Here is a 14,931-nt window from a genome sequence, read left to right on the forward strand (position 1 = left end):
TATCAACTTTAACTACACGACTCTGTTCTGAGCTGGACCTCGTGAGGCGTTCAAAGCGGCACGAGCCTGGGCGCGCGGCGAGGGCAAGATGATGCCTGTACGTGCGATCGGAGGGCTTTCGAGTAGTAGTCGAGAAGCCGACTCGGCAGCCGTTGACGAGTGTGCGACAGTCTGCGTGTGGTGGCGTATGCGTCTCGTGCTCTTGGTGCGCAGTCCACGGCGGTGGAACTGCTCAGGGGAGAATTCGCCGCATGACCAGGCGTGGCATCCCGCCCGCCACGGCGTCGGTGGTGCCGACGACCCGAAAGCCGGCTCGTTCGAACATCGGCTTGGTCCCCACGAATGCCATGGTCAAATCCATCCGACCTGGGGGGTCGACCGGATACGCCTCCACGGCGGGCGCGCCGTGTGAGGCGGCATAGGCAACCGCGCCTTCGAGCAGTGGTGTCGTCACACCCTGTCGACGATGCCCCGAGCGGACCACGACGCACACGATGCACCACACCGACAAGTCGTCGATGGGTCGGATGAGACGGGAGTAGGCCAGACGCGTGATCTCGATGCGAGGACCGATGTTGCACCACCCGACCGGCTCACCTTCCCGGTAAGTCAGCACCCCAGGCGGATGGTCGCGCTCGCACAGGCGCCGCATGGCCTGCTCACGGCTCCCGCCGCCGAGCCCCTCGATCTCACGAGTCCGCAGCCGGTGGGACAGGCACCAGCAGTGGTTGGCACGGCGGGTGCGATTGATGACGTCGGCGAAGTCCTCGAAGCGGTCAGGTGTAACCGGGTGGGTCTCCCACGTCATGAGATCACTCCAGCACGGCTGTCGACGCCGAGAACCGGTCGTGAACTGCGGAACTGGCTATGCGCCCCCGGGTCGTGAGCGTCGAAGATGGCGGGGATGTCCTGGGTCATGCCGCTAACCTAGCCGAGCCAGACCTCAGGCCGGGCCCCGAGTTGGTCGAGCGCACTGGAGCGCGCCGCGCTGCGTGCGGCCTTGCGCGCGGCGAATAAACCGTCCATGACGTGACCGGTTCGCCCGGGGATCATGGTGAAGACCTCGGGGACCGGCTCACGGAAAGCGACAGTCCGGTTCCAGTCGAGTTCACTTTCACCCATGGAGCCATACTGACACCATTAGCGGACAGGGTTGGTCCGCTACCTCTGGCAATATGTGGAACGACATGAGCACGGCGAGCGGCGCTTGTTCGGCAGCGAGGTGCGACTCTCTCGGACCGTCCTGCCGGTGCCCACGGACAGCGCGGATTCTAGGTGCGGCCGTATGGTTTTGTGAGACAGCTTGATTGGAGCCTTCGTTTCAGATGACCGTTCGTGACAAGAAGAAGTACGATGCCCAGTTCCGTGATGATTGTGTTCGTCTGGTCCTGAGCTCGGGCAGGCCGGTGAAGCAGGTCTGCGTGGAGGTCGGGGTAAAGGAGAGCACTCTGGGTAACTGGGTGCGGCAGCATCGCAAGGAGAACCCACAGCCCGCTGACCGAGGTGATGCTGGGGCCCCGGTGTCGTGGGAGGAGCACCAGAAGGCGCTGGCGGAGAACGCGAAGCTGAAGGCAGAGGTCGAGTTCCTGGGAAAAGTCAGCGCCTTCTTTGCAGCGAAGCAACGGTAGAAGAGTTCTACCAGTTCATCGAGGCAGAGAAGGCGCACCACTCGATTGCCTGGTTGTGCCGGGTCTTGAAGGTCTCTAGGGCCTCGTTCTACCGGTGGCGTACACCTGCCGGCCCGTCACCGCGGAGCGTACGTCACGCGGCGCTGCGGGCTGCGGTGATCGGGGTGTTCGAGGAGGAGAAAGGCCGTGCTGGCCGGGACCAGCTGACCCTGCTGCTGAACCAGAAGGGTGTGAGAGTCGCAGCTCCCACCGTGGGGGCGATCATGCGCGAGGAGGGTCTGCGGGCGGTACGGACGCGGGCGTGAAAGAAAACCACTGTCCAGGACCCGCAAGCCAAAACAGCGCATATCCGTAATCACATGCTCGACGAGAACGGGAAGCGTAGCTTCACCTCCGAGGTGCCCGGGACCCGTCTGGTCGGGGACATCACGTACCTGCGTACCGGGGAGGGTTGGCTATACCTGGCCACGGTGATCGACTTGTGCACCGGTATGGTGATCGGCTGGTCCATGGCTGATCACATGCGTGCGAGCCTGTGCACCGCGGCCCTGACGATGGCCCGCGACCACGGGTACCTCGCCGACGACAACAGTGGCGACGGAAGAGTGTTCCACTCCGACCGGGGTAGCCAGTACACCTCGGACGAGTTCCAGAGATGGTGTGCCGGCAACAACGTCACGCAGTCGATGGGAGCGGTCGGGGTGTGCTGGGACTGTCAGGCTATTGATGTCGGATTCAGACTGAATTCGGAAGTCCTGGCCGCGGCAGCTTGCCCCATGTTGGGAACGGCCCCTCGGGTGCCTTTGCGTTGATCTGTCAGCCTCGCGGCCAGGCATAGCAAAAAAAATACTGCGCCGGTCGAGCGTGACCTAATAGGAGCCTGGAGCAACTTTCGAGAGCGTCCCCATGACAGTCCTGTCCACCCGCCGGCGTCAGCGTCAAATCCACACTAACCGGCAGGAGAAACTGATGGCCATGGCAGCAGCGCCCCCTATCCCGCTCACTCGTTCCGGACACGTCGTTGTCGGCGTCGACACGCACAAACACGTCCACGTCGCGGCGGTGATGGACTCTATCGGTGGGATCCTCGCTACCTTGACGATCGCGACCGACAGCGGCGGATTCCGCCAGTTGCTCGACTGGGCCGCATCGTTCGGGCAGATCATCGCGTTCGGCATTGAAGGCACCGGCTCCTACGGAGCCGGACTCACCTCCTTCGTCCGCCGCAACGGCCATCGCGTCATCGAGGTCAACCGCCCCGACCGGCGGATGCGCCGCCTCGCCGGCAAATCCGACACTCTTGACGCAGAGAACGCAGCGCGCGCCGTCCTCGCCGGATTTGCCACCGCGGAACCGAAAACCGCCGAGGGCACCGTGGAGATGACCCGGCAACTGAAAGTCGCCCACGACACCGCCGTAAAGGACCGGTCAACGGCGATGGTGACGCTCAAGGCGATGCTCGTGCATGCACCCGAGTCGATGCGCAAAGAGACCGCCCGGAAGACCCAGATGATGCTCGCACGCCACTTCGCTGCCCTCCGTCCGCGAGAGCTTAAAACACCAGAAGACAGTATCCGCCACACCCTTCGCGCCCTGGCACGACGTTGGCAACACCTCGACACCGAAGCCAAAGAACTCGCCACGATGATCGAGGACCTCGTCACCCAGACCGCACCCCAGCTGATCGAACCCTTCGGCATCGGCGCTGACACCGCCGCGGAGATCCTCATCGTCGCCGGCGACAACCCCGAACGCATCCGGTCCGAAGCAGCCTTCGCGAAACTGGCTGGCATCAGCCCAATCCCCACCGGCTCAGGCATGACCTCCGGCAAACACCGCATCAACCACGGCGGCCACCGACAACTCAACGCGGCAATTTACCGCGTTGTGATTGGCCGAATGCGCTTCCACGAGCCCACAATTGCCTACGTAACCCGCCGCACAGCAGAAGGCAAATCAAAGCGTGACATCATCCGCTGCCTCAAGCGCTACGTCATCCGAGAGGTCTACCACCTCATCACAGCCAACCCAAAAACCGGCGAAATCCCAACTTGACAACCATAGGAGCATCAACGCGATGGCCGAATCGTTCTTCTCCGCCTTGAAAAATGAACGCGTGTACCGGACGGTTTACGCCACCAAGGCCCAGGCTAGAAGGGATGTGATCACGTATATCGAAGGGTTCTACAATAGCCGGCGCCGGCACTCTGCACTCGATTATCGGTATCCCAACGACGTCCACTACAGTTACCAACAGCCAGCCTTGGCAGCGTAGAAGAATCCACTAATTCCGCTGTCCGAAATCACCGCAGCAACCCAGCATTGCGCGCCTCGTCGATCGGCGTCGGGCGGACCTGTCGCAGCTCGTCGGTCTGCCAGATCAGGTCGATCACCTCCGCCAGCCGGCGGTCCTGCCGCCGTCGTTGCCGGGACCCCTCCGCCGTCGCGTCGGCGAGGATGTCGGAGAGCAGGCGCAGCTTGTCGAGCACGGAACGGCGGGATGCCTCGGTGGGGTGGGCGGTGAACACCGGCCGGACGTCGAGTTCTCGCACCACCGCGGCGAGCGCATCGGGACCCGCGTCCGCGGCGATGCGTGACACGGTCCGCGCGAGCCAGCCATCCTGCTCCGGGCGCGCCTGCAGACCGCGCACGCGGTGCACCTGCTCGGCTGCGTTGGCAAGGTGGAAGTAAGCGGCGAACGCGCGCACCAGCCGGGTGGCCTGGTCGATGGGCAGGCCGGCGAGGAGCTCACGCACCTGTTCCGCGAGGGCCGCCCGCTCCTCGGCGTCCGCGCCGCTGCCGGACTCCTTCGACTGCTTCGTCAGCACGCGGACGCGCTCCACGAGGTCGAGGAGGCCCTGCCCGTGCTGGCGGACGAGGGACTCCCCGAGGAGCGTACTGACCCGACGCACATCGGCCCGGAGCTCTGAGTTCATCGGATCCGCGGGCTCGGAGCGCTGGTCGGCCGCAGGTGCCGGGGAATGGGCGGGAGAATTGTCGAGCGGAACTGTCACAGCAGCCTGCTTTCATGGCGCGGAAATTGGGCATGCTCTGCGCCGGATACGAGGGATTCCTGGTGGGATCCTACCCAGTATCGTGGCACCCGCCCCGCCTCGTGCAGCATGTGAAGCATGTGAAGCCCAGAGACCCGTCATTGCAGGGCCAGGGCGACGACGACGACCAGGGCCAGCGCGGCCAGCAACACGACGGCAAGTGCCGTCCGGACCGGGCCTATTCCCTTTCACATCCTTTAGGTTTTTGCTGCTCTTTGTGCTGCGTTGAGTCTCGTTGAGAAGGCTGCACTTGTAAGAAATTCTCTTTCTCAGCATCGGTAAATTCGCAAGTTTGGGCGGCTTTGCCTTTGTGGGCTTTGTACAGCGTCCCCCGGTGCGATGTTTCATCTACAATCCGTAAAGTTTCGCTCTCAACGTGATGAATTACTCTATACTTACCGTCGTTGAAGGTACTGGTTTGAATTTCCTCCGCAGCATTGGCAGGATTTGCCTTCAAGCTGGCAAGAGCCTGTTTGAGCATCGTTTTCTCCCAATCTTCTCGGTGCGATCGCGTTGACGGTTGTTGGAGTGGTTCAGAGTGGGCTGTAATAGTGTCAAGTGCAGCGCTGGAAGACTTCGCATTACTTTCTAAACTAGACTGTTGTTCGCTTGCAGCATTTTGTGGAGGGTATTTCTCAATTAGTTTGTTAAGTGCCGCATCGTGAATTGATGCAATAGTGAAGGTAGCGCGATCGCTAGGGGAATCCGGTTGCATCAGATTAAATTCGGCTCCGTTCTTTTGCAGCCAGGAAGCAGTAGCATCAATTTTGGTGGAATCTACTTTTAACTTGTAAGAAATGCTGTCACCGTCAACCGTTTGCAGCAGCACTGTTTCCAAAGGTTGTCGCATCCCATCAGGAGGTGCTATAGCTACTTGTAGCGGTGTAGCAGCTTCTCTGTGTTGCTGTTTAGAAAGAGCATTAGAGATAAGCTCCTGCATATCGTCTAATGGTATGGCTATCAGTTTTGTCCTCTGTCCGCCCTGCATTTGTTCGTACTCTAGGGGAAAGTTAAAAGTATTTTCAAGGCGGTTGGCTATTTTTTCCTTTGACCGCTCAGTAGGAATAAGAATGCCGAAATAAAGTTCTTCAGCATCGTCTTTTTGAGCAATTCCAATAAAGCTTTGCGTCCCAAATTTCTTTTCAATTTCATCAGATAAGGCTTTGATAGATTCTGCCTTTTGGTTTTTCTCCTGCATAAATTTTTCAAATTCTTCGCCGGGGATAAGGTAAGCTTTCAACCCAGCTTCACTATCATGCAACAGCCCCTCCGCCTTCTCTGTGTATTGTTTTTTCAGCAATGGTGTAAGGTCATCCGTCAAGCAGTGGAGCTTATTTATAACGGTTGATTCTTCCTTCGTCCAGACTTCGGGATATCTTACAGTTTCGGGGTCTATTTTGATGTTGGCGATCGTTGCTGGCGCTGACTCCAAGGTGGCGTTAAATTGAAAATCTTGGACTTTTATACCCTTGGCGCTCAATTTCTCGCTAAGGTTAGCGAAGGATTCTTTATCAATTACCCCCAATGGTTTGCCATTAATTAGGGCAATGGGTGTAAGAGCCTTACTATCACCAGTGACGTTAAAAGTAACTACTCCTTTTTCAGATTGCCACTCCCGATCGCTAAAAGCGTACTTTTTAATCTGCCCTACCTTCAATTGATTGCCTTGGCTGCTAGTAATAATCACCGAAGCACTGGGCGGCGAGGATATCTCCGCTTCAAAGCAAGTTCCAATAGGCCGTTGGGCTGACTCGCTGCGAAATACTCCTAATTTCTTACCTTCAACTACTAGCCAACGCTTGTTTTGCGTGGGGTCAGCAGGGTCTGGCGCTTGCTCGATGCTGCAAGACACCTTTTCTCCAATCCATTTTCGCCCTAGATGCTCGTTGCTGGGTTTGTGAGTGCCTACTACGGCAAAGTCCGTAAACTGTAGCTCGTGTAACCGTCCTATCAATTGCTCCCCAAACATGGCGAATACCGCCGATGTCTTCTTAAAACCACCTTCTCGACTTTCAGCATTAGCTGTTGAAACTTTCCACATAGCTGATGCCATAACTTCTTTTTGGGAGTCGGGGATGCTTTCTTTTGTCAATTGTGCAAACTCTTTTACTTGAGAGAAAGCGGCTCGAACTTGGCAAGATGTGAGTCCGGGCAATACTGCTGGGGTCAGTCCCTTAAATTCTTCGTATTGCTTCATTTTTTGGGAATATTTAGTGGCGCTCTCTTTTGTGACATATCCCAATTTCTTCCGGACGGGTAAGCCATTATCTTTAAGTTCAGGCAAGCCATGTTTGTCGAAAACTGGGGCGATCGCTATCCATTTATTTTGAGCTTTGGTTTTGGGGTTGTTATTTTCGACAATCATCATGTCGAGTTTTCTGCTGGTATTAAAAGCGTTGGGGTGTTTAAATTCGCCTAGTCCAATAATCTCAATGGCATTACCTCTAGCACTGGTGGCAATTAGCCTAAGACCTGGAGCTTCTTCCACTTCTCTGCTAATTTCTATCGCCCGATTCATCAATGTATCGTAGGTTTTTTTGAGTTCCGCCGCCTTGTTTTTTTGGGTGGGTGTGAACTCCACTCCCTTGAATACATCTTGAAACTGTTGGGTCGAACGAGCAACGAGCGCACTTTCGGCAAAAGCAACGTTTGTAGGTTTGAGCATCTGATCGATAGCCCCATGACCCTTTGTATTCATGGCTCTGGTGGCATACACTTCGTTTATTTTCCTTTCTTCTACCCAAGGAGCAACGTCGAGGTTTTTGATGATGGCATTGCAAGCATTAACAGTTTCCGAGTCGGAGCGGTTGGCACTTTTTCCCCGATCGACTTCAATTTGTAGCTGTCCTCCCAGTATGCCAACTACATCGTGATAAAATTTACGAGACTTTTCTAAGTAAAAATCGACATCTTTTTCTGACAGCAATGGTAAATTTCTGTCGTCTCTGCCGATGTTGTAATCTGTAAGGCTGTTGTATTGTTTAATGTCAGTTTGTTTATCTAGTTCCTCCTGACAAAGTTTTGATAGTTCTACGATTTGTTTTCTAATTTCTGGTGGATAGTTGACTGGGTTTCTGGAGTTGCTTTCTGCGGAGAGCATTCCTACCGCTCCGATGGAAATATCCCTCATCAAAGACCATGCTTCTTCTTTCGGGATGGACGTACATTCGTTTTCCAGGGCAATACTTTTCATGCACAAGTTAGCAATTAAGCCAACTTTGTTTTCCATCGCATCTAGGGCTATTTGCTCAAAAGAACCCTCATAAGCTTTCTTAGTTAATTTAATAATTTCCGTGTAGCGATTTTCCTCTTGCTGACGCTCCTTAATTTCCGCACTTGTGTGGGGAAATTAAGGAGCGAGGGCAATTGCCATGCGATCGCCATCACAGTCTGATAAAGAATGTTTTAGCCCCAAGGGAGACATTTTAATTGTGCCGATGTCGTGCGGTTCATTGCTGAGGTGGCGGTTTAGATAAACATCAATGGTGTTGGAATTAGCTGTAGGACCGCGATAAACAATAACTTCTGCTCCATCGGGAAAGTTGGGATAGCAGACTTCGTTTTCAGCTAATTGGTGGATTGTTTGCGCCATTGCCGAGTCAAACTTAATAAACCTGCCTGTAGCGCAGTCCATGTACTGTTCGCGCCAGTGTTCTTGGAGTTTATCGATAACTTTGGGTAACTCCAATACCTGACAATGCCCCTCCAAATCTGCCTTGAGGATGCGATACATTATGTCTTGGTCAGTTGAACCCAGAGCGTTGTCGATTAGATTGTCAATAGCTCCCAAATTGAGATTTTCAAAATCAATATAATCTTCGGCTTGGGTTTGGATCTGGTATTTATACCTGGCATCCATTGAGTCGATGTAGTCTTGGGCGATCTTCCTAGGATCGTTCGCCATGTCCTTAAGTTCTTCTAGTCGCTGCTCTAATCGCGGCAAAACGTCGCATTCTACGCCTAGGGGAAATGAATTCCAAAATTGAGCGCCTGTAGAAGTGATGCCGTAATAAGCATCGGTTTTGTTACCGATACCCATTGTCATTAAATACTCGCCGGGTTGAATTTCGTTGCCAACTCTAATCGGTTTGCCGTCCGACCCCAAGATGCCAAGCTCGTTTTCCTCGTTCTTGCGACCTTTTAGTTGGTCGGTGGAAATAACTAAGTCATAACCATTTCCCACCAAGCTCAAGTCGCGGGGAGCAAACGTACCCTTTCCTATCTGCCATGTTTCTACTTTAGGTTTAGTGTCGTCCGCGTTAACTCCATCACGTCGTTCTTTGATGCCGAAACGGGTTTGAAAGGGGGTTGCGGCGGAGTTACCCAGGGATTCGTGCAGCCTTACATCTATTTTGCCATCGCCGTCACCTACTAGCTTTACAGCTTCGTCGTTAGGCATTACTCCGCCATTATCCCCAGTGCTGGCATCCACCACCAGAACGCGCAAGTTTTCTCGCTGGGAGAAACTTTTGCAGGGCGTGAACATATTTGACCCGTAGGCTGCGCCAAAGTGGGGAGCATCGAACATTTTTTGCCGCAACTGCTCGTCCATAAAGTAAAAGCGATCGTCGGCGGCAAACTGGAGAGTCAACCCTTGATTTTCAAACTGCTTGAGGTCTGTGTCCGTCGTCAAGCTAGGATAAACCGTTCCCAGTTTAAATATAGCGTTGGGAGCGAAATATTCTGCCAAACAGTGTTCTATTGTCTCGGTAACTGGCTGCCCATCAACTACGATTGGTAGCCCCGTTTTGGTGCAGAAGTGTTCCAGTGCGATCGCCATAGTGCGCGTTTTGTTTGTTGGCAGTTGCTAAAAAGGTGCGGTATGTACTTCTCAATCTAGTTCGCTGTCACTTTCTAGTTGCTAATTCGCAGGTGCAAACTTTAACTATCACTAAAGCGATAAAAAAATCCTGCTCTTTTTTGAGAGGAGGATTTTTGTTAATATGGGTGGTGAATCAAAGGTATTTGATCATGAGTAATCTAAAACGCAATTTTGCTTCCCCTCACGATTTCGACACCGCGAGCGACCTAATTGTAGAGGGGGTAGTTCATCCCGATGATGTGGCGGCGATCGCGGGCTTGAAAATGCAAAGGGAGGAAGCCCAACAAGAGTGTTCCGACTGGGAATGCGTGTACGACAACCCCGACTGGGAACCGCCTTATACTCATGTTGCCGAGGATTTTTAGCACTCCTTCAATGGTAAATTGGAGGAGTGCTGAGGAAAGTAAAGACCAGCCGTTCATCCCTACACAATAAAAACCCGACTTGCTCCCATATAGTTTTCGAGAGCGAACGAAATTTCAATGAGGCGAGTGACACATCTTTCTAGATAACCTCCAGCTAGAGTTGCTAAAGTTATCTTTCCCAAAGGCAACATCTACCTGACACTAGCGGATTCATGTGCGAGCTTTTCTCGCGGAGCGGGACGCAAGCCAACTTATTTCCCCAGAAAGGGCAACCAACAGTGTCTCCATTCCGTCTAGCATTAGCAACAATTATGCAGTATGTCGAGGGGTTAACAGATCGGCAGACTGCCTTGTTTTTCTTTAAGGAACGTTAGCTGCTTGCGTCGCTGTTAGGCAGCTTTAGGAGATCGTACTTCTTCGATCGCAGATTTCGCACAAGGTAAGTTGAGATCCACCCGACTTACTTATCGACGATAGAGCCAGCATCGGTCACAGTTTAGCCTGAGCGGAACACCGTTTTTCTTAATGGAAATTCAGAAGGATTTTGTTCTTAACAAACTGCTCAAAGGTCGTCGGTGTTGTTGCTTCCGGGGTTCGTGCTGTGGCATAAACTCCATCTAGATCGCCAAGCGCACGGAATAAATTACCCATTTCGCGCTGAACCTCAGCAGTCGCGCCCATTGCTGCAACCTGCTGCTGGAGCGATTCAATACTGACTTGAGCATATTTGATCGAAGAGTTCAGCACTTGCGACAAAATAGCAGCTGTTTCAAGCAATGTAAGATTTTCGGTCCCCATCAAATTACGAGTCCACTGACCTGCCCAACGCCGATCCAGGAGATAGTGTGCTGCCACATCTCCGATATCATCAGTGCTAATCCAGGGAATATCATGGTCACTCGGATAAGAAAACCGAACAATGTGATCGCTTTGGATCGTCTCGATTTGCGCCAGGAAATTCTCCATAAAATAGCCAGGACGCAGATGCACGACATTGGCAGCAGTTTCATTGAAGATCGATTCAACATCGCCACTGAATGAGACTGAGCCCAGATTTGGTTTTGAACCCGCACCAATGCTGGAAATGTTCACGACTCGCGCAATGCCATTTGTGCGTACAGCGTTCGCGCCCACCTGTGCTGTGTGAAGATACCAATCTCTCATGTTAGGCACATCCAGCTTCGGTGGTGTCAACCAAAATAAAGCATCTGCCTGCTGCGCTACATCTATCAATCCTTGAGGATCGTCACTGCCGATCTTGTGAACGATCGCACCCCGATCGACTAGATCCGCCAACTGCTCTGGATGTCGCGCTAAAAGCACCGTTTCGGCTCCGGACTGAATGACTTTTTCGGCAGTACGGCGGCCAATGTTGCCGGATGCAGAGGCAATTACAATTTTCATCTTTTTCCTCTCTATGAATTTGGATTCGATGAGAAAGCAGTTGCGCTGCTACCCATTAGTTCGAGGATCGGAGCCGGATTCCAGTATTCGCGGTAGTGAATAATCTTGCCATTGGTTGTTTCTAGCCGCACTACATAGTCTTGCTGATAAGTTTTACCCGTCGCTACAAACACCGCTTCTCCATGAAATTCAGCCAATAGCACAGTTGGGATCGGTGTTTGATATTCACGAATATCTGTGAAGACCCAGTTTTGTAATTGTGCGACTGCGTTCTTCATGTGGTTGTAGATCGCAGGTTTGCCTACAAATCGGCTAGGCGCACCTAGAGCGGCAGCATAGGGAAATTCTACGACTGCATCTTCAGCTAACAAGTCAGACCAAGCCTCAACATCTGTGCTTATCAGTGCTAGATGAGCCGCAAAAACCTGAGTAATCGGATTCTGTTCCATATCTGGTGTTATTTAGTTAAGCGAAAATATATAGTTGGGTGGAGCATCGCAGAACCCAACACCGAGATATTTCTGTACATAGCAGATAGAATACTTGCTCCGCTCGGTGTAGAGCAGCACTGTCGCCAGTGCGGCTGCTTATGTAAAACTCACGGAACAATTGCAGTAACGCGGATTTCAATACGCATCGTTGGAAGTCCAAGAGCCGCGACTCCAACCTGTGTCCAAATTGGGGCGTGGTTGGGCATGTAATGGCGATATAGCCTGACCATCACATCGTTAACCTCCGGGGGAAACCCTCCAACATGGTAAGAATTGACGTGGACAACATGCTCCCAACCAGCACCGGCAGTCGCTAAGGTTCGCTCTACGTTCCGAAACGCCTGACCAATCTCGTCCGCGAGGGATTCGGGAATTTGTAGATCGTCATCCCAGCCGCCTTGACCTGATGTCTCCACTCGATTGCCAATTTTTACCGCTTGCGAGTAATGCAATCCATTCAGCATGCGTTCCCCATAACCAGGGGTGACAAAAAACTCAGGCTCTTTCATTGTATTTCTCTACCATCAAATAGTTCTTTGGGGTTGATCAGTTTCTTGCTCATGTTACTACTCCAGTTTGTGTTGTTGAATTTTCAGCACTTCACCTCAAAATATTCTGCATGAAGGGTTGAGTCATGGCATAAACAACAGCAGCGGCTTGATTTTCTGATTCTCCCCTTCCATCTAAAGTGTAGAAAGTTTTAACCTGCAACTTATATCAGAATCTGACTATGATTTATCAGATTCTTGTGATTTTAGAAACCTGTTTTGGCGTGACACCCGTGAGATGCTTAAAGTGCTGTGTCAGATGGCTCTGACTAGAAAAGCCAACTTGTAAAGCGATATTTGCGATCGCTAAATCTGTAGTCTTCAGCAGGACTTTCGCTCGTTCGACCCGCTGTTGAATCACATACTGATGCGGAGAAATTCCGGTAGCGCGTTTGAACAACTTGGAAAAGTAGGTCGGACTAATGTTAATCGCTGCTGCAAGTTGAGCCAGCGATAAGTTTCGATCGAGATGAGCCTGAACATAATCGATCGCTTGTCGTAACTGAGTGGCAGTTAAACCGCCGTGATTAGGTGCAATATTCTGTGTAGAGGTGGAATAGTGTCGTAGCAGATGAATGACGAGTATTTGGGTTAATGATTCCACATAAAGCTGACCCATGATGCCATCCGACTTGAGTTCAGACAAAAGCAGCATCGCAATCTGATGGAGGCGCAAATCATGCTGAGAGAAACAGTTTACAAGATCGATTTGATTAAGCTCAGAAGTTTGGGCAACTTGCCTCACCAGTTCTGGATTCAAGTGAATATGTAGCATTGTCTCATCAGTATCACTTGCCTCACTCCGCCAGTAGCTGGGTTGCCCAGCCGGAATAAAAATACTGTGACCCTTTTGAACGATGGACTCAGAAGCGCGATCGTCGCGCTTCTGAGTCAATTGAGCAGGATTTCCTAGAGGTAAGTTGAGCCAATGATCCGATAAAGCAGGAATCTCCATCTCACAGACGGTGGAAGAACTTGGATATTGATATTGTTGAACTAAGACTCCGCTCCAGTCGAGTGACTGGCTGGAGGATACTAGGGATTTATTTAAACGTTGTTGGAGTTCGATCGCGCTCGCTAAGTTGCTTGTCATGGGCTTACCTGACTCATTGGAGATATCTAATGGCGCTCTTATCACCGATCGCTGCTGCTACCACTCAAGCTGCTTTTCAGGAAGCAGCTTGAGTGGTAGCAGCAACTGATTGATAGTCTGATGATTGCACTCAAGCTGGCTATAAGTAAACTGTCCTTAAAGCCGAATATCGTCCTAACCCTCTTGTGTCACTTTCCAGATGAAGTCTTGCTGTGGGAGAGTTGTAGCCATTTCTTCAGAGGGCTAATTATTATTAAAAAATCGAGCTATTGCGCTCTCTAGAAAGCTTTTAGGATTCAGGAATGACCAAAGTTTTCGGAGTCTGGCAGAAGAGGGTTAGCAGCTTTGGTAGTGCTAAACATGTAAGGATGTATTGTAATGGTGGATAAAAAGCCAAATAGCACCAATATGATTCTCTAATTTCTTGGAAAACGAAAGCGTCTTTCTGACCAATCGAGCAATACGTTGACGCATAGTACAGTTGAAACGCTCAATATAATTAGTTTTACCTGTTTCTTTTCCAACCGCTTTATGCCTCGTACTAGGCAAAGTTTGCCCGTATGCTTGCCAAAAGTCAGTATAGGCAACAGCACATTGTCTGTAAACCGCAGGTAACGAAAGCCATAAACGTTTTGCTGCCTTGCGTGAACGACTGCCGACATACAATCCCACAATTTCTTTAGTGTCTACATCCATTGCTAACCAAATCCATTGCTTCAAGCTTTTCTTACCCACGAATGACCACATTTCATCGCATTGAATTGTCAAGTGTCCTTTTTTTTTGAGCTAACTGCAACTTGTTGAGCTACGGTGCGGTATTTTCTCTCAGCGTAGCTTTGAATCCAGGTTTGAGAGATGCCGCTAACTCTACAGATGGCAGCAATCGACAACCGTTCTAGCAGCAACCTATCAATTAGCTGTTTACTCTCTTCTGTAACTGGACGATTGCGGGGGTTTAGCACAAATTGTCTATTGCAGTCCCGGCATTTATGATTCTGATTGCCGTTGTGGATGAAGCCATTTTTTACTATTTTTTCTGACCCGCATTTTGGACAATTTAACTTCTCCTCACTCATACAACTCTTTCTACGTACTCTTTACACTTATCCTTACATATTTGGCACTACCGCAGCTTTGGTAGTCCTAAAGAGGTAATGATAGGCACAATGTTTTACATATAAGACTTTCAGACCATACAACTAACCTTGCAGACCAGAAGTATTCTGGCTTTTTCCGTACATTTGCAACTACACAACCAAGCCCTCAACGAGATTATCGGCACTGTAGTTTCTGTCCTGGGCAAATACTTGAATTATTCTATAGGATAGTCAATCGATAAACTTCAGACTGCAAAGAGATTCCAGTTGTCCTTACCCATTTAGTACTACATGCCTTACTACTATAGCAATCCTAGGTGGGTTGTGGAAAGACAGCATACTCAAATAACTTTGGGAAGTTAAAGGTTCGACCGTGAGTTACAAGTTCAAACAGGAGTTTGACAAGAAAAAAGGAATCACACAGGTGGTA

The 14,931-nt window shown here is 51.4% G+C and carries 13 protein-coding genes and 4 pseudogenes; 6 read left to right on the forward strand and 11 right to left on the reverse strand.

All coding sequences use genetic code 11. The features are described from left to right. Positions 1–232 precede the first annotated feature (232 nt). The gene (locus AC2VE5_RS20050) at positions 233–808 is read right to left on the reverse strand and encodes a GNAT family N-acetyltransferase (RefSeq protein WP_486889458.1); all 576 of its coding nucleotides are present in this window, start codon (positions 806–808) and stop codon (positions 233–235) included. A gap of 119 nt (positions 809–927) precedes the next feature. Continuing rightward, the gene (locus AC2VE5_RS20055) at positions 928–1,122 is read right to left on the reverse strand and encodes a hypothetical protein (RefSeq protein WP_486889459.1); all 195 of its coding nucleotides are present in this window, start codon (positions 1,120–1,122) and stop codon (positions 928–930) included. Between the two features lie 203 nt (positions 1,123–1,325). Here AC2VE5_RS20055 and AC2VE5_RS20060 point away from each other — a divergent pair, with 203 nt between their 5' ends. The 5 genes and pseudogenes from AC2VE5_RS20060 to AC2VE5_RS20080 all read left to right on the forward strand — a co-directional run. Further along, the gene (locus tag AC2VE5_RS20060; protein ID WP_486889460.1) at positions 1,326–1,628 is read left to right on the forward strand and encodes a transposase; all 303 of its coding nucleotides are present in this window, start codon (positions 1,326–1,328) and stop codon (positions 1,626–1,628) included. Beyond that, positions 1,526–1,933 carry an IS3 family transposase gene (locus tag AC2VE5_RS20065; protein WP_486889461.1) on the forward strand — a complete coding sequence of 136 codons (408 nt, stop codon included), beginning with the start codon at positions 1,526–1,528 and terminating at the stop codon, positions 1,931–1,933. The genes AC2VE5_RS20060 and AC2VE5_RS20065 overlap by 103 nt, the downstream gene beginning before the upstream one ends. A gap of 30 nt (positions 1,934–1,963) precedes the next feature. Beyond that, positions 1,964–2,341 (forward strand): annotated as a pseudogene (locus AC2VE5_RS20070) (DDE-type integrase/transposase/recombinase); the annotation flags it as partial. A gap of 262 nt (positions 2,342–2,603) precedes the next feature. Further along, positions 2,604–3,683, forward strand: coding sequence for an IS110 family RNA-guided transposase (locus AC2VE5_RS20075; protein WP_486889471.1), 1,080 nt, complete (start codon positions 2,604–2,606; stop codon positions 3,681–3,683). A gap of 16 nt (positions 3,684–3,699) precedes the next feature. Further along, positions 3,700–3,903 (forward strand): annotated as a pseudogene (locus tag AC2VE5_RS20080) (integrase core domain-containing protein); the annotation flags it as partial. Between the two features lie 43 nt (positions 3,904–3,946). Here the strand turns inward: AC2VE5_RS20080 and AC2VE5_RS20085 are convergent. The 3 genes and pseudogenes from AC2VE5_RS20085 to AC2VE5_RS20095 form a co-directional block, all read right to left on the reverse strand. Further along, a pseudogene (locus AC2VE5_RS20085) lies at positions 3,947–4,564 on the reverse strand (phosphoenolpyruvate carboxylase); the annotation flags it as partial. A 295-nt stretch (positions 4,565–4,859) separates the two neighbouring features. Further along, positions 4,860–7,910: a hypothetical protein gene (locus tag AC2VE5_RS20090; RefSeq protein WP_486889462.1), complete on the reverse strand. Its 3,051-nt coding sequence runs from the start codon at positions 7,908–7,910 to the stop codon at positions 4,860–4,862. A 120-nt stretch (positions 7,911–8,030) separates the two neighbouring features. Then, positions 8,031–9,461 carry a hypothetical protein gene (locus AC2VE5_RS20095; RefSeq protein ID WP_486889463.1) on the reverse strand — a complete coding sequence of 477 codons (1,431 nt, stop codon included), beginning with the start codon at positions 9,459–9,461 and terminating at the stop codon, positions 8,031–8,033. A gap of 191 nt (positions 9,462–9,652) precedes the next feature. On the opposite strand from AC2VE5_RS20095, the gene AC2VE5_RS20100 reads away from it, so the two are divergent. Next, a complete protein-coding gene (locus AC2VE5_RS20100) occupies positions 9,653–9,868 on the forward strand; it encodes a hypothetical protein (protein WP_486889464.1) in 216 nt (71 codons plus the stop codon). Between the two features lie 522 nt (positions 9,869–10,390). Here the strand turns inward: AC2VE5_RS20100 and AC2VE5_RS20105 are convergent. From AC2VE5_RS20105 to AC2VE5_RS20130, 6 genes and pseudogenes are all read right to left on the reverse strand, one after another. After that, positions 10,391–11,272, reverse strand: a complete 882-nt coding sequence (locus AC2VE5_RS20105; protein WP_486889465.1) for an NmrA family NAD(P)-binding protein — start codon at positions 11,270–11,272, stop codon at positions 10,391–10,393. An 11-nt stretch (positions 11,273–11,283) separates the two neighbouring features. Then, complete coding sequence (locus AC2VE5_RS20110) at positions 11,284–11,721, reverse strand: nuclear transport factor 2 family protein (protein ID WP_486889466.1); 438 nt, start codon at positions 11,719–11,721, stop codon at positions 11,284–11,286. A gap of 149 nt (positions 11,722–11,870) precedes the next feature. Next, positions 11,871–12,272, reverse strand: a complete 402-nt coding sequence (locus AC2VE5_RS20115; RefSeq protein WP_486889467.1) for a RidA family protein — start codon at positions 12,270–12,272, stop codon at positions 11,871–11,873. 229 nt (positions 12,273–12,501) lie between these two features. Next, positions 12,502–13,404 carry an AraC family transcriptional regulator gene (locus AC2VE5_RS20120; protein ID WP_486889469.1) on the reverse strand — a complete coding sequence of 301 codons (903 nt, stop codon included), beginning with the start codon at positions 13,402–13,404 and terminating at the stop codon, positions 12,502–12,504. Positions 13,405–13,758: 354 nt separating this feature from the next. Beyond that, positions 13,759–14,480 (reverse strand): IS1 family transposase gene (locus AC2VE5_RS20125; RefSeq protein WP_486889470.1). Its coding sequence is split into 2 segments (ribosomal slippage): positions 13,759–14,189 and positions 14,189–14,480, totalling 723 coding nucleotides; the frame shifts between segments, so codons are not numbered across the junction. Positions 14,481–14,814: 334 nt separating this feature from the next. Beyond that, positions 14,815–14,931: pseudogene (locus tag AC2VE5_RS20130) on the reverse strand (IS630 family transposase); the annotation flags it as partial.

Source organism: Aliterella sp. E5.1 (assembly GCF_057473825.1).